Origin of the sequence: Parvibaculum sp., assembly GCF_002684405.1 — a bacterium.
Classification (GTDB): Bacteria; Pseudomonadota; Alphaproteobacteria; order Parvibaculales; family Parvibaculaceae; genus Parvibaculum.
In genome coordinates, this window is record NZ_NYVD01000150.1 from 1 (window position 1) to 21,320 (window position 21,320).

Genomic DNA, 21,320 nt, shown 5'->3' on the forward strand with positions numbered 1-21,320 from the left:
CGGATAAAGCCTCTCCCGCCGCTGGGCGCGCTGGAAGATGAAACGGTGGAGTCCTGCGACCACATCGTCGCCCTGATGGGGGTCGAACCCTATATCGCCGCGTTGGAGCAGGGTGCCGATGTGATCCTCGGCGGCCGCTCGACCGACCCGGCCGTGCTCGCCAGCTTCCCGATCTGGAAGGGCGCGGGCTGGGGGGCCGCATGGCATGCGGGCAAGATCGGCGAATGCGGCGTCCAATGCTCGGTCAATCCGACGCTCGGCTCGGGCGTTCTCTTGACGGTCGGCCGGGACGGGTTCGAGGTCGAGCCGCTCTCGGAACGCAATACCTGCACGCCCTACAGCGTTTCCGCGCATATGCTCTATGAAAACACGAACCCCTACCTTCTGAACGAGCCGGGCGGCCAGTTCGATGTAAACAACGCCCGCTACGAACAGGAAGGAGACGGCCGCAGCGTTAGCGTCACGGGAGCGGCCTGGAACCCCGGTACCTATACGATGAAGCTGGAAGGGGCCGGCGGCGGCCGCTATCAGACGATCATGCTCGTCGGCATTCAGGATCCGGACGTTCTGCAGGATGTCTCCGGCTTCCATGATCGTTTCCTGGACGTGCTTTATGCGCGGGCCCGTCAGACCCTGCCGCCCGGGGAAGACGACGATTTCCATATCTCGCTCAGAATGTATGGCTGGAACGCGGTCGATGGGGCGGATGTGCCGGAGGGAACGCCGAACCCCCGCGAAATCGGCGTTCTGTTCATTGCCACGGCCAAGACGCAGGAGCTGGCCAACTCCATTGCCCATGCCTGCAATCCGTATTTCTTCCACTACCCCGCCGTGATGAACAAGGAACTGCCGAGCTACGGCTTTCCGTTCACGCCGGCCGATATTCCCCGCGGTCAGGTCTATGAGTTCAAGCTCAACCATGTCGTCGAGGTCGAGGATCCGCTGCAGCTTGTGAGAACGGTCTGGGTGAATTCTTAAAATCGGTCGTCGCAGCCCGAGAAAGGGAAAATCGTCGTGACAAAATTGCGCAATGTTTGCCGGCATATTCGTTCCAAACAAGCGGGGCCTTTCTGGGTCACGATGGATATCTGGTTCGACAGCGCTGAAAATTTCCAGCGCTACAAGGATAGCCCGGGGTTGAGCCCGGAAGTGTTCGAAAAGCTCTTCGGAACGGATCCCGATCTGGTCAGGAAAATTCCGGTCCCCGATTTCGATCTCGTCAAGATTTCCTATCCGCGCGCCAACCCGCAGGGCGGGATGGTCGAACGCGACATGCATTCCGGTCAGCAATATGTCCGTCTGCTCGACGTGGAACTCGAAGGCCCGTCGGGTATCGATTGATACGAATTTCGCAAGACGAATAAGGCACCCGGCTTGCTAGCTTCGCCGGACGAACAGATATATTCCGTGGACGGCACATGACGCAGCCCCGAACATTGTATGACAAGCTTGTCGACAGTCACACTGTCCGGCGCCTCGACGGGGAAGGCCGGCAGGTTCTCCTCTATGTGGACCGCACGGTGTTGAACGAATATACGAGCCCGCAGGCGTTTACCGGTCTTCGCGAGGCAGGACGGGACGTGTTCCGTCCCCGCTCGGCGATCGCGGTCGTGGATCACGTCAATTCGACCAGACCGGACCGGGATGCGTTGCGCGCCGACCGGGCGAACGATGCGCAGATGTCCTACCTGCAGAAAAACTGCGACGATTTCGGGATCGAGCTTTTCGATCTCTTTCACAGCCAGCAGGGTATCGAGCATGTCGTCATGCCCGAACTGGGGCTGGCCTTGCCGGGGATGGTGATTGCTGCCGGTGACAGCCACACGACGACATATGGCGTGTTCGGCTCGCTCGGCTTCGGTATAGGCACCTCCGATATCGAACATTTCCTGGCGACCCAGACGCTCGTTTACACCCGGCTGCGCAATATGCGGGTAGAGGTGGACGGGGCGCTGCCGGTGGGCGTGACGGCGAAGGACATCATCATGGCCGTCGTCCGCCAACTCGGCGCCGACGGGGCCCGCGGCTATGCCGTCGAATTCGCCGGATCGGCAATCGGGAATCTCTCGATCGAAGGCCGCATGACGGTCTGCAATATGGCCGTGGAATGCGGTGCGCGCGGCGCCGTGATCGCGCCGGACGAAAAGACCTTTTCCTATCTTGCCGACAAGCCGCGCGCCCCGCGGGGCGCGCTTCTTGAAAAAGCGCTGACCGCCTGGCAGTCGCTGCGTACCGACCCCGGCGCGGCGTTCGACGCATATGTCGAAATCGATGCGGCGGCCATCGCGCCGATGGTGACCTGGGGCACGAGCCCCGACCAGGCGGCGCCCATCACGGATGTCATTCCCGATCCCGCTCACGAAACCAACGACGCCAGGCGGCGGGATGCGGAACGCGCGCTCGACTATATGGCGCTTGCCCCCGGCATGCGGTTGCGGGACATCACCATAGATCGCGCATTCATCGGGTCTTGCACGAATGCGCGACTTGAGGATCTGCGGGCCGCCGCCACCGTTTTGCAGGGGCGCAAGGTTGCCCCCAGCGTCGCCGCGGCGGTCGTGCCGGGCTCGAGCGAGGTACGCCGGCGGGCCGAAGCGGAAGGCATCGACAGAATATTCATCGATGCCGGTTTCGAGTGGCGGCAATCGGGGTGTTCGATGTGCCTCGCGATGAATGACGATGTGGTGGCGCCGGGAGAACGCTGTGCCTCCAGCACCAACCGGAATTTCGAGGGACGGCAGGGGGCGGGAGCCCGCACGCATCTGATGAGCCCCGCCATGGTCGCCGCCGCCGCCGTCGCCGGCCGTCTTTGCGATGTCAGGAGCATGAAGGCGAGCCATGCGGGCTGAACCGTTTACGCGCAAATCCGGCGTCATGGCCGCGCTCCCGGCGGCGAATATCGACACCGATGTGATCATGCCAAAAACCTTCCTCAAGGGGATCGACAGGAGCGGTCTCGACAGGGGGCTTTTTCACGATCTTCGTTTCGACGAGAACGAAAACCCGCGTCCGGACTTTATCCTCAACCGGCCGCCCTGGAATGAGGCGAGCTTTCTGGTGACCGGCGCGAATTTCGGCTGTGGGTCGAGCCGGGAGCACGCGGTCTGGGGACTGCGGCAATTCGGGATCAGTGCGATCGTCGCCCCGTCCTTCGCCGGCATCTTCTTCGACAATTGCGCCAGAAACGGTCTGCTGGCGGTCGAGGCGTCGGACTCCCAGGTCGGGATCCTGATCGAGCACGCGGAGGTAGGCGCCGGCGAAGTGACGATCGACCTAGAGACGCAGACCATCGTGACGCCGGAACGCAGCTTCCATTTCGATATCGACGAGCGCCGCAAGACGATGCTTCTCAACGGGCTCGATGCGGTGGGGATGACGCTGCAATGGCGCGACGAGATCGAAACCTTCCAGTCGCGCTACCTCGCCGAGCATGACTGGCTTGCATAAACCTTCAGAAGGTAATCAGACATGACAAAACCTCCCAGAAAGGTGGTCGTCACCCAGAAGTTCTTCGATGACGAAGCCGTTGCGTTTCTGCGCGGCAACGACATTGAGATCGAGATCGCCACGCTGCCGGACGGCAAGACCGAGGCGCAACTCGACATAGACGACATGAAAAAGCTGTTGGACGGTGCCGGCGGTTGGATCGTCGGCCATGCGAACATTACGCGCGACGCGCTCGGCGCGCTGCCCGACCTCGCCATCGTTTCCCGGCGGGGCGTCGGTTACGAAAAGGTCGATACCGAAGCGGCGAAGGAGCTTGGCAGGGTGGTGACAATCACCGCGGGCGGAAACGATGCCTCCGTCGCCGACCAGGTAATCGGCATGATGATTTCCGCCGGCCGCCGTTTCCGGGAAGCCCAGAACGCCATGAATGGTGGCAAATGGAACATTCTTGTCGGAACCGACCTCTACCGGAAGAAGGTCGGCATTCTCGGTTTCGGGCGGATCGGCCGAAGCCTTGCCAGGAGGCTGCAGGGCTTTGAAGTCGAGATCATGGTGTGTACGCCGCGCCTCCGGGACGAGGACATAAACGCCTATGGATTGTCGAGGGTCGATTTCGACACGCTGCTTAGCGAGTCCGACTACATCTCGCTCCATACGCCATTGACCCCGGAAACGCGCCATATCGTTGACGCGGAAGCCTTTCGGAAAATGAAGCCCAACGCGGTGCTGATAAATGCTGCCCGAGGCGGCCTCGTGGACGACCGGGCCTTGCTGGAGGCGCTGGAGAACAATCGGATCCTAGGTGCCGGGCTGGATGTCTATGAAAGCGAGAGCGATCCGTCGATGAAGAGCGTGACGGACGCCCTCATCGCGCGCGACGACGTGATCGCGGCACCGCATGCTGGCGCGTCCACGCATGAAGGCCTCGCGCGGACCAATATGATCGCATCCGTCTGTGCGGTGGAAGTCATCGAGGGCCGTATGCCGCCACGCGAATGTATCGTCGTCGACGGCAGGTAGGTGGCCGGCGGTGCGGGGGAACTCAGAGGGGAGAGCGCGCATGAATGCGTCGATCAGGAAAGCCGTCGAGTATGAACTGGGGGGCGTGCAGATTGCGCCTTTCGCCATCATGGCGGCGTTGAGCGCCGTTCTTTTGGTAAGCGGCCATTTGCAGGATGCGGGCATTGTCGGCGCATTCGCCGTCATGTGGTCGATCGGCTTCGTCCTTTACGCCATCGGGGAGAAACTGCCGATCTGGCGGGGCTATGTCGGGGGCGGCCTCATCATGGCTTTTGTTGGTACCGCAGTGATGGTGCATTTCGGCTGGATCGGACCGGACGACCGCGCATTTCTGGCGGAGTCCGTCGTCGGTAACCGCTTTCTCTATTTCCTGCTGGTCGCGCTGGTCGCGGGCTCGATTCTGTCGGTCGATCGGGAGACGCTGCTGCAATCCGTTCTGGGGCTGGTGCCGGTCATGTTGTGCGGCATCGTCGGCGCGGCGGGGGCAGGTATCCTGATCGGTCTGGTCTTTCAGATCGAACCCGCCCGTATCATCACCCATTATGTCTTGCCCGTTATGGGAGGCGGGAACGGCGCGGGCGCCATCCCGATGGCCGAAATCTATACCGATGTCACCGGAGACAATGCGGCGACCTATTACGGCTTCGCGATCTCGATCCTCACGATTGCGAACATGATGGCGATATTGATGGCATCGGCGCTGAACAGGATCGGCAATCGCTTTCCTTCGTTGACCGGGAACGGAAAACTGAGCCGGCGCTCGGATGCGCGCGAGATTCCGCTGCTCGGGACCGAATCCGAGCCGGACCCCGGCAACGACCCGAACATTCTGGGTGCGATTTTCTTCACGGTCGCAATGCTGCTGCTTTCGATGTTGCTCTATGCCCTCGTGCCGCAGATCCATTTGTTTGCGTGGGTGGTCGTCATTTTCGTTGGTCTCAACCTCGCGAACATTCTCCCAGCCTCGCTCGTTCTGGCCCTCGGTAGAATGAACGAATGGGGATTGAAGGCATTCATCGTGCTTGTGCTGGTTGCCGTGGGGGCGATGACCGACCTGAACGAACTGCTTTCCGCCCTGACCTTTGAAAACTTCGTGATCGCCGGGGTGATTGTTCTCGGCGCCACGCTTGGAACCGCCCTGAGCGCGAGATTTTTCTCTTTCTATCCTGTCGAAGCTGTAATCGCCGCAGGGCTCTGCATGGCGAACAGGGGAGGCAGCGGCGATCTGGAAGTACTGGGGGCATCCCGACGCATGGCGCTGTTCCCTTACGCACAGGTCTCGTCGCGCATCGGTGGGGGGATCGTGTTGTTTCTGGCGGGATACTTGTTCCGTATCTTCCTTTGAGGAGTTGGGAAAATCTAGAAAACGGTCAGACTTTGCTCTCGCAGAGGCGGCTACGAATCTGCGATCTGTGGCTAGCGGGGTTGACTAGAGCCGCAGAAGGAATTGTCGATTCTGTTTCGGCCATCATTGTTTGCGGGTTTCATGATCAACCGACTTACTTGGACTAGGAAAGAAGTATCTTTGATCCAGTCATCGTACCAAATCTCATGAAAGTAGCTGCAAACGCACACCGCAAACTGCGTGAACATGGCCGAACTTTGAAGCGCGTGAAGAATGTTGGCGAAACTCATGGTGTTGAGGCACGAAACGCCTATTCGTGAACGATTCCGGCCGACTGAATTGACTAAGCGAGTCACCCATGGGTACCACTTTCCATCCGGCACTGAGACACGGCTCTCGTCGCAACGGGCCAGCGGATTATGAATTCTCGATAAGAAAAAAAGGGGAGGCAAAGGTTTTCGCCGCCTCTTCGCGCTATTTGCTGTGTGTCTCCCGCAATCGCCTCTCCGCGAAGCGCTCGCGCAGTTTCGCTGCACCTCGCCGCACCACGACGTAGAAGACCGGGGTGAATAGAAGACCGAAGCCTGTCACGCCCAGCATGCCGAAGAAGACGGCGGTGCCGAGGGACTGGCGCATCTCGTAGCCCGCGCCCGTGCCGAGCATCAGCGGCACCACGCCGAGGATGAAGGCAAAGGACGTCATGACGATGGGTCGGAGCCTCAGCCGTGCCGCCTCCATCGCCGCTTCGGCTATCGGCCGGCCGCTGTCTTCCGCCTGCTTGGCGAACTCCACGATCAGGATCGCGTTCTTCGCGGCAAGACCGATCAGCACGATGAAGCCGACCTGCACGAGAATGTTCACGTCAAGGCCGCGCATCAGCACGCCCGTCACCGCCGAGAGAAGCGACATCGGCACGATGAGAATGACCGCAAGCGGCAGGCTCAGGCTCTCATACTGCGCCGCCAGCAGCAGGAAGACGAAGACCACGGCCATGGAGAAGGCGATGATCGCCGTGTTTCCGGCAAGCTTCTGCTGAAGCGCAAGCTCCGTCCATTCGAAGCCGAAGCCCTGGTCGAGTGTCGTCTTCGCCTGTGCCTCGACCGCATCGAGCGTCCGTCCGGTCGAATAGCCGGGCTCGGTATCGCCCTGCACGGCAGCGGCCGGATAGAGGTTGTAGCGCGCCACACGATCGGGCCCCGTCGTGTTGGAGAAGGTCGCGACCGAACCGAGCGGCACCATGCCGCCCTCCGCATTGCGCACCTTGAGCCGCGCAATGTCTTCCGGCGTCTTGCGGTAGATGTCCTCGGCCTGCGCATTCACGCGGAACGGCCGACCGAAGGCCGTGAAGTCGTTCACATAGGCCGACCCCAGATAGACCTCCAGCGTCCGGAACACATCGGGCACGGCGACGCCGAGCTGCTCGGCACGCACGCGGTCGATATCGACATGAAGCTTCGGCGTCGAGGTATTGAAGATGGTGAAGGTAGAAGTCACCGCCGGCGCGCCATTGGCGGCCTTGGCGAGCGCCTGTGCTTCCTTCTCCAGCGCCTTGTAGCCGATGCCCTGGCGGTCCTGCACATAGCCCTTGAAACCGCCGGCATTGCCGATGCCGCGTACGGGCGGCGGCGGCACGACCATGATCATCGCATCCTGATAGGCGCCGAAGGTCTTGCGCAGTTCCGTCAGCACTTCATTGACGTCGTGACCGCTCGACACGCGCTCGCCGATATCCTTCATGGTGAAGAAGATGGCCGCCGAGTTCGATGCCGTGGAGAAGGTCGCGCCATTGAGACCGGCAAAGGCCGCCGCATGTTCGATCTGCGGATTGGCAAGCCCGTCCCTGATGACGCGGTTCATCACCGCCTGCGTGCGGGCAAGCGAGGCGCCCGGCGGAAGCTGAACCACGGTAATGACGTAGTTCTGGTCCGTCGGCGGCACGAAGCCCTTGGGCGCGCGGTCGAACTGGAAACCGGTGAGGAGCATCAGCCCGCCATAGACGACCAGCATCATCGCCGATCCGCGAATGAGGCGGCGGACCAGCAGCGAGTAGCCGTTGGCGGTCGCGTCGAACCCGCGGTCGAACTTCTCGAAGAACCAGGCGGGCGGTCGCTCCCAGGCCTTGCGGTCTTCAGCCGCCTTGCGCGGCTTCAGCAGAAGAGCGGCAAGTGCGGGTGAAAGCGTGAGCGAGCCGCCCGCCGAGATGACCGTCGCCGAGGCGATCGTCACTGCGAACTGCCGGTAGAACTCACCGGAAATCCCTTCGAGAAAGGCCGTCGGAATGAAGACGGCGGAAAGCACCAGCGCGATGGCGACGAGTGCGCCGCCCACCTCGTCCATCGTTGCATGGGCCGCGTCGCGCGGGCTGAGACCTTCGTGAATCCGGCGCTCGACATTTTCCACCACCACGATGGCGTCGTCGACCACGATGCCGATGGCGAGCACCAGTCCGAAGAGCGACAGATTGTTGAGCGAGAAGCCGAAGCCCTGCATCACTGCGAAGGTGCCGACAAGCGAAATCGGGATCGCGACGATGGGGATCATCGAAGCCCGCACGCTTTGCAGGAAGATGAAGACGACGATGGAGACGAGGATGATCGCCTCGTAGATCGTCTTCTCCACTTCATGCACGGACTCCGCCACGAACTGAGTCGGATTCCAGATCACGTCATAGGCGAGCCCGGGCGGAAAGTCCTTCGACATTTCCTTCACCGTCGCCTTGATGCGATCCGCCGTTTCCAGCGCATTGGAGCCGGGCTGCTGGTTGAAGAGAAGCGCGACGGCGGGATTCTCGTCGAGCTGCGCATTGGTGTTGTAGTCCTGCGCACCGAGTTCGACCCGCGCGACATCCTTCAGCCGGACGAGCCGTCCGCCCTTCTCCTGCTTGACGATGACATTGCCGAACTCGTCCGGCGTCTTCAGGCGCCCTTGCGCTTCGAGGTTCACCTGGAAGGCACCCTGCTTGTCGGTCGGCGGCGCATCGAGTGTGCCGCCTGCGATTTCTACATTCTGACCGCGCAGCGCCGTGACAATATCCTCGCCCGTCAGGTTGAACGAGGCGGCGCGCTCCGGATCGATCCAGACGCGCATGGAATATTCGCGAAAACCGAAGGCGCGGATTTGGCCGACGCCCTTCAGCCGCTGCAACCGGTCGCGCATCTGCAGCCGGATATAGTTGGAGATGTAGAGCTGGTTCCGGCTGCGGTCGGGCGAGTACATATGCACGACCAGCAGCGCATCCGGATTGGCCTTGATGGTGGAGATGCCGAGACGGCGCACCTCCTCGGGCAGGCGCGGTTCGGCCAGCGCGACGCGGTTCTGCACCAGCACCTGAGCGGTGTCGAGATCGGTGCCGGGCTTGAAGGTGACGGTGATCGTGGTCTGCCCCGCCGCGCTCGACTGCGACGAGATATAGAGCATCCCGTCGACGCCGTTGATTTCCTCCTCGATGGGCGCGGCCACCGTTTCGGCAATCGTCTCGGCCGACGCGCCGGGATAATTCGCCGACACCTGGATGGTGGGCGGTGCGATATCGGGATACTGCGCCACGGGGATGGAGAAATAGGCGACGATGCCGACCAGCAGCAGAAGCGTCCAGATGACGCCTGCGAAGATCGGTCGGTCGATGAAGAATTTGACAGCGTTCATGGCAGCCCTCCATGGAGCGCGACGAAAATGGAAAATGAAATGTCGGGTGGAAGAGGCGGCGTCTTAGCGCGCCGCCCGATCCAGTTGTGCCGTACGGGTCGGCTGGGGCTCGACCGTCATGTCGGCGGAAACGAACTGCGTTCCCTGGACCACGACCTCGTCGTCCGGTGCGAGGCCGGTGCGGACAATGCGCTTTTCATTGTCCTTCGGTCCGAGCGTCACCTCGCGCCGTTTCACCACGTCGTTCTTGTCCACCACCCAGACGAACTTGTCGGTCTGGTCGGTCTGCACGGCGGAATCGGGGATCAGCAGCGCATTATATTCGGCCGATCCCGGTACCTTGATCCGGGCGAACATGCCGGGCGCGAAAGTGCCGTCGGCATTGTCGAAGGTGGCGCGGGCGCGCAGCGTGCCCGTGGACGGATCGATCTGATTGTCGACGAAGCTGATCTTTCCGTCGTGAACGAAGCCGTTCTCGTCCTGCAGGCGCAGGCTCACTTTCGTATCGTCGCGGCCGGTGACGCTCCTGTCGCCCTGCTGGTGAAGGCGGAGATATTTCAGGTGATCGGCTTCGCTCATGTTGAACTCGAAATAGATCGGGTTCGTGGAAACGATGGTCGTGAGCAGCGTGCCGCCCTGCGCGCCGCCATTGATGAGGTTGCCGCGGCTGATGTAATTGTCGCTGATGCGGCCGCCCACCGGCGCGCGCACTTCCGAGAATTCGAGATTGAGCCGCGCGGTCTCGACATGGGCCTTGGCCGCTTCGAGACCCGCCTGCGCCTCCTGCAGGGCTGCCAGCCGGTTATCCTGGGTGGACTTGCTGATGGTGCCGCGTCGGACGAGTTCCTGACCGCGCTTGTATTCCTTCTGCGCATTGGCGACGGCGGATTCGCGGCTCCTCACATCGGCCTTCGCTGCATCGAGCTCGGCCTGGAAAGGACGGGGGTCGATCTTGAAGAGAAGGTCGCCCTGCTTGACGAGCTGACCGTCCCGGAAATCGATCTCCTGCAGGTAACCGGAAACGCGCGAGCGCACTTCCACGCTATTCACCGCGCGGAAGCGGCCGGTATATTCGTCCCATTCGATGAGTTTCTTTCGGGTCGGACGCTCGACGGTCACTTTCGGGGCCTGTTGCGCCTGCTGCCCCTCGCCTGCATCGGAATGCGTGAAGTCGAAATGCGCGCCGCCGATGGCAAGTCCGCCGGCGACCACGATTGCGGCGCCGATATAGGCAGCCCGCCTGGAATATTTGCCGGCAACGCTGCTTGCCTGGGTCTCGGATGCGTTCTGATGGTCCATGGTCGGCCTCACTCATGACAGACCCATCGCAGAGGCCGGAAACCGGAATGCCGGTCTGGCAGTCTTGCAAGGGGTTGGCGTTGACACTTGAAGGATCGGTCCGGGAATACCGATTGAAGCGATGTAGGGCCGAAATCACGGTTTTATTAGTGCGGTGCACCTTAATTCATTCGTAAGTGCAGCTTGTGAATGAGGAAGATGGCCACCGTGTTGCGCAAATTCGCGCCATCCGGCTGGAAACCGGGCATGTGCGTCGTTTCATTTCCCCGGAAAACAAGCAATACGGCTCATTTTTACGTAACATGTTTGTGAATTAGCCGAAATAGAGCAGGCTGCCCCTGGGGAAAAGGTGGCAGGAAGGACACGCGAGGCCGAGATTAAGCCGGGCAAGCCAATGGACAGATTGTTACGGGTCCGTAGTGACCCCATCTAACGTGCCTCGCGTATTTTCCGGTGTTTAACCCCATAAAAAAAGGGGGGCTTTTGAATGGCCACGCAACTTTCCAATGCCCTGGCGGCTTTTGTGTGCGCTGCGGAAACAGGCAGCTTCGCCGCGGCGGGCAAGATGCTGGGCGTTTCCGCGCCTGCCGTCGGCCAGAGCGTGAAACGGCTGGAAGACGCCTATGGCGTGGGGCTGATCCGGCGGACCACCCGCAAGATGAACCTGACACCCGAGGGCATCCTTCTTTATGAGCGCGCCAAGGAGCCGCTGCGCGCGCTGGATGAACTCGACGGCATCTTCCGCGAAACCCGCAGCACGATGAGCGGCCGTATCCGGCTGACCTCGCCGCGAGGGCTTGGCTGCCGGCTGGTGCTGCCGCTCGTCGCCGAATTCCGAGTGGACTATCCGGATATCGTCTTCGAGCTCGATTTCACCTATCAGCAGCGCGACTTCATCGATGACGGCGTGGATCTCGCCTTCCGGGTGCTCTCGCCGGAAGACTCCTCCATGATCGCCCGGCGCCTGACCTGCAATGAGCACTGGACGCTGGCCTCGCCGACCTATCTGGAAATGCATGGCGAGCCGTCGCATCCCGACGAACTTTCGCAGCACCGGACGATCGTTTGTCAGAAGCGGTTCAGCGATCCGATGATCGCCTGGCAGTTCGACGTGGCGGGCAATGTGCGAACCTTTCCGCAGGAGCCGGACCTCATCCTCAACGACCCGGATGCCATTTGCGAGGCGGCGACGATGGGGATGGGCATCATCCAGATGCGTGATGACTATGCGCGAGGGCTGGTGGAGCGCGGCGAGTTGGTGCCGATCCTTAGGGGCTTCACTGCGCCCGCAAATGCACTCTATCTCTGCTACCCGTACAAGGAGCATCTGCCGCTACGCGTGCGCACGTTTATCGATTTCGTGGTTGAGCGGATGAAGGCGGATGAGAAGGGCTGCGTCCCGCATGAGGGCTTCCATGCTACGCGACGTTGAACAACTAGCTTAGATATTCCCGATGCAGGCTGGAAACTTCGCGACATCTTCTCTACGAAGAATCGATTAGTTCGGCGAGGCAGGGTGGGAAGGGCGGCTTGGAACCGAGGGGCCGTTATCCGAGCTGTCGTCTTTGGCTGAAGCTCAACGATGTGCCGAAGTTAGCGGCAACCACCATCGCGGGATGGCATCAAATTGAGACACGTCGCTATGTCTCTGTTTTTTTGAAACAGCGGTTACATGGGGAGTGCTATCGGTCCCTAACGTCATCCAGAAGCTATAGAGCAAGAATGTCTCTTCGTTCTTTAAGCTCTTGATGTCGTAGCTATCTGATCAGCCGGCGCTAAATGCATATGCTTTCTGACGGTTGCAGACTGCATACAGCAAGATTGGAATATTCATGTTACCGCTTGGGGTAATAGTGGCTGGAGGAAGCGCCGAACGAATGGGCGGCGGTGAGAAGCCTTTGCTGTCGCTCAATGGCGAGCCACTCATCGAGCATGTCATCAAGTGCGTAAAGCCGCAGGTCTCCGAGTTCGCACTCAACGTGAGACTAGAACAATCCGGTCGCTACGTTGACGCCGGGGATGGCGGCCTGCCGCTCCTGTTCGACGCGTTCGGCGGCCGCTCGGGCCCGCTTGGCGGCGTGCTGGCGGGGCTGGACTGGGCGGCGACGAAAGGCACGTCGGCCTGGTTGGTCAGCTTTCCGTCCGACACTCCCTTCCTGCCACACGATCTAGTACTGCGCTTGATGTCCGTGGTGGACGATGGACTGCCCGTTGTAGCGAAGGCTGGTGGGCGAATTCAGGCTTTGTGCGCCCTCTGGCCGGTCTCTTGCCGTGATCGGCTCCGGGGAGGTATTGAGTCCGGTCGTTACAAGAGCCTGTGGTGGACTCTCGCCGAGATGGGCGTGCATGAATGCGTCTTCGATGATGAAGAGGCATTCTTCAATGTGAATACCATTAAAGACCTGGCGCGAGCGGAAGAGCTCGCCGGGAATCGTGAAGGAAGAGCATGAACATTGTCGGCATTGTGGGGTGGCGAAACAGCGGCAAGACGACGCTGATCACCCGGCTGATAGAATTTTTCTCGGAGCGAGGAATTTCGGTGTCCACGATCAAGCATGCTCACCATGCCTTCGATATCGACCATCCCGGTAAGGACAGTTTTCTCCATCGGGAGGCAGGCGCTCACGAAGTGCTGGTGGCCTCGGCCCGTCGCTGGGCATTGATGCACGAGGTCGGAGAGGACGACGAGCCTCTACTCGAAGAACATATTGCGCGCCTGGCGCCCGTCGATCTGGTCATCGTGGAGGGCTACAAGCGTCATCCGCATATCAAGCTCGAAGTGCGCAGGGAGGGGCAGGAAGCGTCGGACCTCGCCCCCGAAGACACCGATATCATGGCCATTATTGCGGACTATCCCATTCCTGACAGCACGATTCCTATCCTGCCGTTGAACGATCCGCCGGCCGTTGCGCGCTTCATTTCGGAATTCTTCAAGCTGGCTGTGTAGTTTGCCTTGCAAAAATACGGGAGATGGACTGGAACGGATTTTGCTGCAAATTGCATGTTAGCCGAAAGGCGGCGGAACTTTATCCCGGCGAGATTTCAACATGATGGCGCAGGAGCCGGATATTTCCAGACCCCTGAAGATACTCATCATCGACAGCAATGATGAGCGCGCGGCCGTCGTGGAAGCGGGGCTGTCGGACTATGGCGACGCGCAGATTCTGCGCATGGGGTTGCTTACTGACCTTGCGCGCAAGGTCGAAGAGATCCAGCCGGATGTGATCTTCGTTGATGTGGATTTGCCCGATCGCGACACGCTGGAAAGCATGCGGAATGTGTCCGACGCTGCGCCCCGTCCTATCGTCATGTTCGTGGAAGAAAGCGAGGCCTCCCTTGCGGAGGAGGCGCTGCGCGCGGGCGTCAGCGCCTATATCGTCGACGGTCTGAATGCGAAGCGAGTGAAGCCAATCCTTGATGTTGCCATTCTCCGCTTCAAGGTCTTCCAGAAAATGCGTGAGGAACTCGACAAGGCGAAATCCGACCTCGCCAGCCGCAAGACCATCGAGCGCGCGAAGGGGCTTCTGATGGAGCAGCGAAAGATGTCGGAGGAAGACGCCTACAGGCTTCTCCGTGAGACGGCGATGAAGGAGGGAAAGCCGATTCTGGAGATTGCCGACAATCTCATCTCCATCGCGCGATTGCTCAAGGGCTAGGCAAATTCTGTCCGAAAACTAATCAGACAGTTCAATTCTTGTGCAGCGCGGCAAGAAAATTCCTTTTAAAATCAAATACCTATTGCGCATCACGTTCGATTGCATATCGTCGGGCACAGGTTGAGCGCGCACTCGTTGCGCTCCCCCGTTTCGGGCAATGGCGGCCGGAGCGGACATATCGGGTCAATGACGGCCCCATCCAGGCAACGACGTCTGTGTCAGCGAGCGATCGCTGGGCAGGCGTTTTTTTGTTTTTGGCGGTGCGAGCCGCGAGTGTCCGAGGTAAACGCCATATGCGATTGAACAAGACCGGATTTCTGTCCCGAATTGCTCTTACCGTCCTTACGACGGCAGGGCTTTGGAGTGCTCCCGCCGCGGCGGATTCGATTGGCGAAGCCATCGACAACGGCAAGCCCTTCATCAATCTCCGTATGCGGTACGAGCATGTGGATCAGGACGGCTTTGCCAACGACGCAGACGCGCTGACGGGCCGCGCACGTCTCGGTTACGAGACCGGAAGCTTCTACGGCTTTTCGCTCCTGGCCGATTTTGATCTCATCACCCATTTCGGCGCCGAGGATTTCAACAGCACGGTAAATGGCCGCACGACCTATCCCGTCGTGGCCGATCCGGATATGGGGCAGGTCAATCGCGCGCAGATTTCCTACACAGGCCTGCCCGAGACCACGGTTGTCGTCGGTCGTCAACGCATGATCCTCGACAATGCGCGCTTCGTCGGCAATGTCGGCTGGCGGCAGAACGAACAGACATTCGACGCTGCGCGGGTGACGAACAAGAGCCTGCCCGGCACGACCATCGACTACGCCTATGTTCGCCGCGTGAACCGCATCTTCGGCGCGGGCAGTTCCGCGGGCGAGTTCCAGGGCGACACGCATCTCGTCAATCTCGGATACACCGGGCTCGGTTTTGCCGATCTTACCGGCTACGCCTATCTGGTCGACCTGAATGAAGCGCCAGCCCTCTCGACCGCGACCTACGGCCTGCGCGCAACGGCGCCGTTCCATCTTACCGATAAGGCGAGCCTGAAACTCACCGGCGAATATGCGCATCAGACGGATTATGCCGACAACCCCCTGTCACTGGACGTCGACTATTATCTCGGTGAAGCGATGTTGGCTTATGGACCGGCAAGCCTGACCGGCGGCTACGAAGTGTTGGGCAGCGACGGCACCTCGGGGTTCTCGACGCCGCTTGCGACGCTCCACGCCTTCAATGGCTGGGCCGACGTCTTCCTGACGACGCCCGGCAAGGGGTTGGAAGATGCCTATGCCAAGGCGTCTTACGCGCTGACCGGATTGCCGATCGGACGCAAGCTGGTGTTGGGCGTTGCCTATCACGATTTCTCCGCCAATGAAGGTGGTGTCGATCTCGGAAATGAATTCGACGCGGTGGCGAACCTCGTTCTCACCGACAGCCTTTCTCTCAATCTCAAATTCGCGAGCTATGACGGCGATGGCGGCTATGCAAGTCGCGACAAGAGCTGGGTCACGCTCACTTACGCCTACTGAACAACGCCCATTGAACTCGATTACCCCTCGAAGGAGACCATGATGAAAAAGGACGACTCTTCGAAAACGCCCCGCAAACTCGCACGGCGCGACGTGCTGACGACCGGCGGCAAGATTCTTGGAACAGCGGCCCTGCTGAAAGCGGCAGGTGCGGTGGTGCCCGGAGGTGCCTTCGCAGCCAGTGGCGAGGTTCTGGAGAAGACCGACCTCACGATGGGCATTATTCCGCTGACGGATTGTGCGCCCCTCGTGATCGCGCATGAGAAGGGCTACTTCAAGAACCACGGCATCAACAGCCAGATCTCGAAGGAGGCAAGCTGGGCCAATATTCGCGACAAGGTGTCGATCGGCGCGCTAGATGCGGCTCATATGCTGGCCGGTATGCCGATTGCCTCGACGCTGGGTGTCGGTGCCATCAAGAAGCCGACCATCACCTCCTATTCGATGGACTTGAACGGCAACGGTATCACCGTGTCGAACGAGCTTTACGACCGGATGGTCGAAGCCGACCCGGAGGCCATGAAGGAACGACCCGTTTCGGCCCGTGCGCTCAAAAAGGTCATCGACGCCGACAAGGCTGCGGGCAAGCCTCCCATGACATTCGCCATGGTGTTCCCGGTTTCCACGCATAACTACGAAATCCGCTACTGGATGGCCGATGCAGGCATCGATCCCGACCAGGATGTCCGCCTGATCGTCATTCCGCCGCCCCAGATGGTGGCCAATCTGCGCGCGCAGAATATCGTTGGCTATTGTGTCGGCGAACCGTGGAACGAGCGCGCTGTGATCGCAGGCATGGGCAAGACGCTCATCACCAATTACGAGATCTGGAACAACAATCCGGAAAAGGTGGTCGGCGTCACTCTCGACTGGGCGGAGAAAAACCCGGAAACCCACAAGGCGATGATCCGCGCTCTCGTGGAGGCCGCGCAATGGATGGACAAGCCGGAAAACCGTCTGGAAGTCGTCGAGATCATCTCGCGCAAATCCTATGTGAATGCGCCGGTCGATGTCGTGAAGATGTCGATGACGGGCACGTTCCGCTACGCGATTGACGAGGATCCCCGCCCGCTGCCCGACTTCAATGTCTTCTATCGCTATGCGGCGACCTTCCCGTGGAAGAGCCATGCAGCCTGGTTCATCACGCAAATGATCCGCTGGGGACAGATCGAAAAACCGATCGATATCCGCAAGGCGGCAAGCGAGGTCTATCGCCCGGACATTTATCGGGAAGCGGTGAAGGGGATGGGCATTCCCGTCCCGACCATCGACTGGAAGACGGAAGGCACTCACAAGGTTCCCTGGACGCTGGCCGACGCGACCTCGCCCGTCCAGATGGGTTCGGATGCCTTCTTCAATGGCGACGTCTACGACCCGGCAAAGCTCGCCGAATACATCGACGGGTTCGACGTGAAGCACGTTGCCATGTCGATGGACGAACTCAGCAAGCTCAACTCGTAAGGGAGAGAGCCAATGAAGTCTGCAGCGCTGACCCTTGTCGATTCGGTGGAGGACACGTCCGTGAAAGCGGAGCCCGTTGCCGTGCCGTCGCCGTCCTTGAAGAATGATGCCTCCACAGGTGTGTCACCCGGTATGAGCGAAGCCCGTCAGAGGGTGGAGACGCTTCTCCGCATCGTCCTTCTACCGGCGGTGACCTTCGGTCTTGTCCTGCTTGGCTGGACCATCATGCAGCAGACGCTGGTGCCGTCTTTCCCGGATGTGCCTGCTGTCTGGAACAAGGCCGTCGAGGTTTTTTCCGATCCCTTCTACGTGTATGGGCCCAACGATATGGGAATTGCCTGGCAGGTCATGTACTCGCTGGGCCGTGTGCTTGCCGGTTTTCTTCTGGCCATGGCAGTGGGCATCCCCGCAGGTTTCCTGATCGGTGCAAACAAGACCTTCGAACGCGCGTGGCTGCCACTTATCAGTATTTTGCGCCCCGTAAGTCCGCTGGCATGGCTACCCATCGGTTTGCTGATTTTCCGCGCGGTCGATCCCTCCGCCATCTTCGTGATCTTCATCACCAGCATCTGGCCGATGATCCTCAACACGGCGGCGGGCGTGAAAGCGATCCCCCAAGACTATTTGAACGTCGCGCGCGTTCTGAATTTCAACCGATACGAAATGGTGACGCGCATCTATGTGCCCTCCACGCTGCCCTACATGCTCACCGGCATGCAGCTTTCGCTCTCGACCGCTTGGATGGTCATCGTCGCGGCGGAGATGCTCACCGGCGGCATCGGCATTGGCTTTTATATCTGGGATGAATGGAACAACCTTTCCGTCCCCTCGATCATCGTTGCCATCGTCATTATCGGCGGCGTCGGCATCGCACTCGAAGCGGTGATGAACGCGGTGCGCCGCCGCTACGATTACACCCTGCAGGAGGGCTGACATCATGAGCGATCATCAGGCATTACTTCACGTCAGCAAGCTTGGCAAAACGTTCAATACCCGCTCCGGTGCTTTCGAAGCGCTACGCGATGTCGAGTTGTCGATCAGGAAGGGCGAATTCATCTCGATCATCGGCCATTCCGGCTGCGGCAAGTCCACTCTGTTGAATCTTATCGCGGGGCTGGATTCACCAACGCTGGGCGGTGTCTTTCTTGAAGGCGATCTCGTTCTGGGGCCGGGGCCCGAGCGCGCCGTCGTTTTTCAGAACCACTCACTGCTTCCCTGGCTCACCGTCTACGGCAATGTCCGTCTCGCGGTGGATAAGGTCTTTTCGAAAAAGAAGAACACGGCCGAGCGCGACGAGTGGACGCGTGAAATGCTCGCGCTCGTCAACATGGGCCATGCCGCTGACAAGAGGCCCTCGGAGATCTCCGGCGGCATGAAACAGCGTGTTGGTATTGCGCGCGCGCTCGCCATGGAGCCGAAAGTGCTGTTGTTGGATGAACCTTTCGGTGCGCTCGACGCTCTGACCCGCGCCCAGCTTCAGGACAGCGTGATGGATATTCACGCGCGCCTCGGCAACACGGTCGTAATGATCACGCATGATGTGGACGAGGCAGTTCTGCTCTCCGATCGCATCGTGATGATGAACAACGGCCCGGCGGCGGGGATCGGCCTCATCCATGATGTGAACCTGCTGCGTCCACGGCGCCGGTTGGAGCTTGGTGAGAATTCTGACTACCTCGCCGCACGTTCTGCCGTGTTGCGCTTTCTCAATGAACACAGGATTGAAAAGGCGGCCTGACCATGAGCAAGAGAAAGAAGCTTATCGTCATTGGAAATGGCATGGCCGGGTGCCGCGCAGTCGAAGAGCTGCTGGAACGCGCGCCGGATGCCTACAACATCACCATTTTCGGTGCTGAACCGGAAGTGAACTACAACCGCATCATGCTGTCGCCTGTGCTGGCCGGGGAGACGACCTTCGACGAGATCGTCATCAATGGTCGTGACTGGTATGCCGACAATGGCATTGAGCTGCGCGCAGGCGAGGAGGTGATCGCCATCGATCCCGCTACGCGCGAAATCGTCACCGCTACGGGCGAACGCGCGGGTTATGACCGCCTGCTGATCGCTACGGGCTCATCGCCGTTCATTATTCCGGTGCCGGGTGCATCGCTTGATGGCGTGATCGCCTTCCGCGATATCGAGGATGTTCGTCACATGACAGCGGCGGCCAAAAAAGGCGGTCGGGCCGTCGTTATTGGCGGTGGTTTGCTGGGGCTTGAGGCCGCCAACGGGCTTCGGACCAATGGCATGGATGTCACCGTTATCCATCTCATGGATACGCTGATGGAACGCCAGCTGGATGAAGCTGCCGGGTTTCTTCTCCGGCGGGAGCTCGAGTCCAGGGGCATCGAGGTCTTCACCGAGGCATCGACACAGGAAATCCTGGGCGAAGATGTCGTGGAAGGGGTGAAACTCAAGGATGGACGCGTCGTGCCCGCCGATCTCGTGGTGATGGCGGCGGGTATCCGTCCCAACACATCTCTGGCAAGTCATGCAGGCCTTGAGTGCAATCGCGGCATAGTTGTCGACGATCTCATGCAGACATCCGATCCCGATATTCTCGCCGTCGGCGAATGCATTGAACACCGCGGCCAGGTCTACGGGCTTGTCGCGCCGATCTGGGAAATGTGCCGGGCCGTCGCCGATACGCTGGCAAGCACCGATGGGCAGGGCTATGGCGGTTCGGTCATCAGTACCAAGCTGAAAGTGACGGGCGTCAATGTCTTTTCGGCGGGCGATTTCGCGCAAGGCGACAACCGGGAAGACATCGTCTATCGGGATGCGGCGCGCGGCATCTACAAGCGTGTCGTGATTTCAGGAGATCGTATCATCGGCGCCGTTCTCTATGGCGATACGCAGGATGGAAACTGGTACTTCCAGCTTCTGAAGGACGCCGAAGATATCTCCGAAAATCGGGAGACGCTGATCTTCGGTCCGGGTTTCGCTGGAGGCGCCAACGCGGACCCTAACGCGGCCGTTGCGGCCCTCGCCGATACGAGCGAGATTTGCGGCTGTAACGGCATCTGCAAGGGTGAGATCGTCGGTGCGATCCGGGAGAAGGGGCTAACGACGCTGTCGGAGGTACGCGCCCACACCAAGGCATCGGCCTCCTGCGGGTCGTGCACGGGGCTGGTCGAACAGCTCATGTCGCTCACCCTCGGCGAGAATTATAACCCGGCGGCGGTGGAGCCTGTCTGCAGCTGTACCGAACTCGGACATGACGATGTCCGCCGCCTGATTAAGGCGAAGGAACTCAAGTCCATTCCGGAAATCATGCAGGAACTGGAATGGAAGACGCCCGATGGCTGCGCCAAATGCCGCCCTGCGCTCAACTATTACCTCGTCTGCGACTGGCCGGAGGAATATGCCGACGACTACCAGTCGCGTTTCATCAATGAACGCGTGCACGCCAATATCCAGAAGGACGGCACCTATTCCATCGTGCCGCGCATGTGGGGTGGAATGACGAGCTCGGCGGAGTTGCGCGCCATCGCCGATGTCGTGGATAAGTTCGACATCCCGGCGGTAAAAGTCACCGGCGGCCAGCGTATCGACATGCTGGGCATCCGAAAGGAAGATCTCCCCGCCGTCTGGGCTGATCTCGGTAAGGCAGGGTTTGTTTCCGGTCATGCCTATGCCAAGGGCCTGCGTACCGTGAAGACCTGCGTCGGCATGGATTGGTGCCGCTTTGGCACGCAGGACTCGACCGGTCTCGGCGTGCGTATCGAGAAATTCATGTGGGGCTCCTGGACGCCGGCCAAGGTGAAGATGGCCGTCTCCGGCTGCCCGCGAAATTGCGCCGAGGCGACCTGCAAGGACGTCGGTATCGTCTGTGTCGACTCCGGCTTCGAAATCCATTTTGCGGGTGCGGCGGGCCTTGAAATCAGGGGCACGGAAAAGCTCGGTCTGGTCGAGACG

General features: G+C 60.3%; 17 protein-coding genes. 15 read left to right on the forward strand and 2 right to left on the reverse strand.

Features of this window, described 5'->3' with window-relative positions:
* The 6 genes from CMI59_RS14070 to CMI59_RS14095 form a co-directional block, all read left to right on the forward strand.
* A partial coding sequence (locus tag CMI59_RS14070) for an acyclic terpene utilization AtuA family protein (protein WP_293328870.1) occupies window positions 1-978 on the forward strand: 978 nt, incomplete at its 5' end.
* Window positions 979-1,014: 36 nt separating this feature from the next.
* Complete coding sequence (locus CMI59_RS14075) at window positions 1,015-1,341, forward strand: DUF4387 domain-containing protein (RefSeq protein ID WP_293328871.1); 327 nt, start codon at window positions 1,015-1,017, stop codon at window positions 1,339-1,341.
* A gap of 77 nt (window positions 1,342-1,418) precedes the next feature.
* Complete coding sequence (gene leuC, locus CMI59_RS14080) at window positions 1,419-2,849, forward strand: 3-isopropylmalate dehydratase large subunit (protein ID WP_293328872.1); 1,431 nt, start codon at window positions 1,419-1,421, stop codon at window positions 2,847-2,849.
* A complete protein-coding gene (gene leuD, locus CMI59_RS14085; RefSeq protein ID WP_293328873.1) occupies window positions 2,839-3,447 on the forward strand; it encodes a 3-isopropylmalate dehydratase small subunit in 609 nt (202 codons plus the stop codon). The genes leuC and leuD overlap by 11 nt, the downstream gene beginning before the upstream one ends.
* Before the next feature lie 21 nt (window positions 3,448-3,468).
* Window positions 3,469-4,467: a phosphoglycerate dehydrogenase gene (locus tag CMI59_RS14090; protein ID WP_293328874.1), complete on the forward strand. Its 999-nt coding sequence runs from the start codon at window positions 3,469-3,471 to the stop codon at window positions 4,465-4,467.
* A gap of 40 nt (window positions 4,468-4,507) precedes the next feature.
* On the forward strand, window positions 4,508-5,812 hold the full coding sequence (locus CMI59_RS14095; RefSeq protein ID WP_293328875.1) for a 2-hydroxycarboxylate transporter family protein: 1,305 nt from the start codon (window positions 4,508-4,510) through the stop codon (window positions 5,810-5,812).
* Window positions 5,813-6,286: 474 nt separating this feature from the next.
* Here the strand turns inward: CMI59_RS14095 and CMI59_RS14100 are convergent, their stop codons facing one another.
* Window positions 6,287-9,457: a multidrug efflux RND transporter permease subunit gene (locus CMI59_RS14100; protein WP_293328876.1), complete on the reverse strand. Its 3,171-nt coding sequence runs from the start codon at window positions 9,455-9,457 to the stop codon at window positions 6,287-6,289.
* A gap of 63 nt (window positions 9,458-9,520) precedes the next feature.
* On the reverse strand, window positions 9,521-10,756 hold the full coding sequence (locus CMI59_RS14105) for an efflux RND transporter periplasmic adaptor subunit (protein ID WP_293328877.1): 1,236 nt from the start codon (window positions 10,754-10,756) through the stop codon (window positions 9,521-9,523).
* Between the two features lie 487 nt (window positions 10,757-11,243).
* Between CMI59_RS14105 and CMI59_RS14110 the strand changes: the two genes are divergently transcribed.
* The 9 genes from CMI59_RS14110 to nirB form a co-directional block, all read left to right on the forward strand.
* A complete protein-coding gene (locus CMI59_RS14110) occupies window positions 11,244-12,188 on the forward strand; it encodes a LysR family transcriptional regulator (RefSeq protein ID WP_293328878.1) in 945 nt (314 codons plus the stop codon).
* 400 nt (window positions 12,189-12,588) lie between these two features.
* The gene (gene mobA, locus CMI59_RS14115; protein WP_293328879.1) at window positions 12,589-13,206 is read left to right on the forward strand and encodes a molybdenum cofactor guanylyltransferase MobA; all 618 of its coding nucleotides are present in this window, start codon (window positions 12,589-12,591) and stop codon (window positions 13,204-13,206) included.
* On the forward strand, window positions 13,203-13,703 hold the full coding sequence (gene mobB, locus CMI59_RS14120; RefSeq protein ID WP_293328880.1) for a molybdopterin-guanine dinucleotide biosynthesis protein B: 501 nt from the start codon (window positions 13,203-13,205) through the stop codon (window positions 13,701-13,703). The genes mobA and mobB overlap by 4 nt, the downstream gene beginning before the upstream one ends.
* Before the next feature lie 100 nt (window positions 13,704-13,803).
* Window positions 13,804-14,412, forward strand: coding sequence for an ANTAR domain-containing protein (locus CMI59_RS14125; RefSeq protein WP_293328881.1), 609 nt, complete (start codon window positions 13,804-13,806; stop codon window positions 14,410-14,412).
* Window positions 14,413-14,705: 293 nt separating this feature from the next.
* A complete protein-coding gene (locus tag CMI59_RS14130; RefSeq protein ID WP_293328882.1) occupies window positions 14,706-15,941 on the forward strand; it encodes a hypothetical protein in 1,236 nt (411 codons plus the stop codon).
* A gap of 42 nt (window positions 15,942-15,983) precedes the next feature.
* On the forward strand, window positions 15,984-17,402 hold the full coding sequence (locus tag CMI59_RS14135; protein WP_293328883.1) for an ABC transporter substrate-binding protein: 1,419 nt from the start codon (window positions 15,984-15,986) through the stop codon (window positions 17,400-17,402).
* Window positions 17,403-17,414: 12 nt separating this feature from the next.
* Window positions 17,415-18,335 (forward strand): nitrate ABC transporter permease, encoded by a 921-nt coding sequence (ntrB, locus tag CMI59_RS14140; protein WP_293328884.1) that lies wholly within the window; start codon window positions 17,415-17,417, stop codon window positions 18,333-18,335.
* Between the two features lie 4 nt (window positions 18,336-18,339).
* Entirely contained in the window at window positions 18,340-19,140 is an 801-nt protein-coding gene (locus CMI59_RS14145; RefSeq protein WP_293328885.1) for an ABC transporter ATP-binding protein, read from the forward strand.
* A gap of 2 nt (window positions 19,141-19,142) precedes the next feature.
* The coding region (gene nirB / locus CMI59_RS14150; protein ID WP_293328886.1) for a nitrite reductase large subunit NirB at window positions 19,143-21,320 on the forward strand (2,178 nt) is incomplete at its 3' end.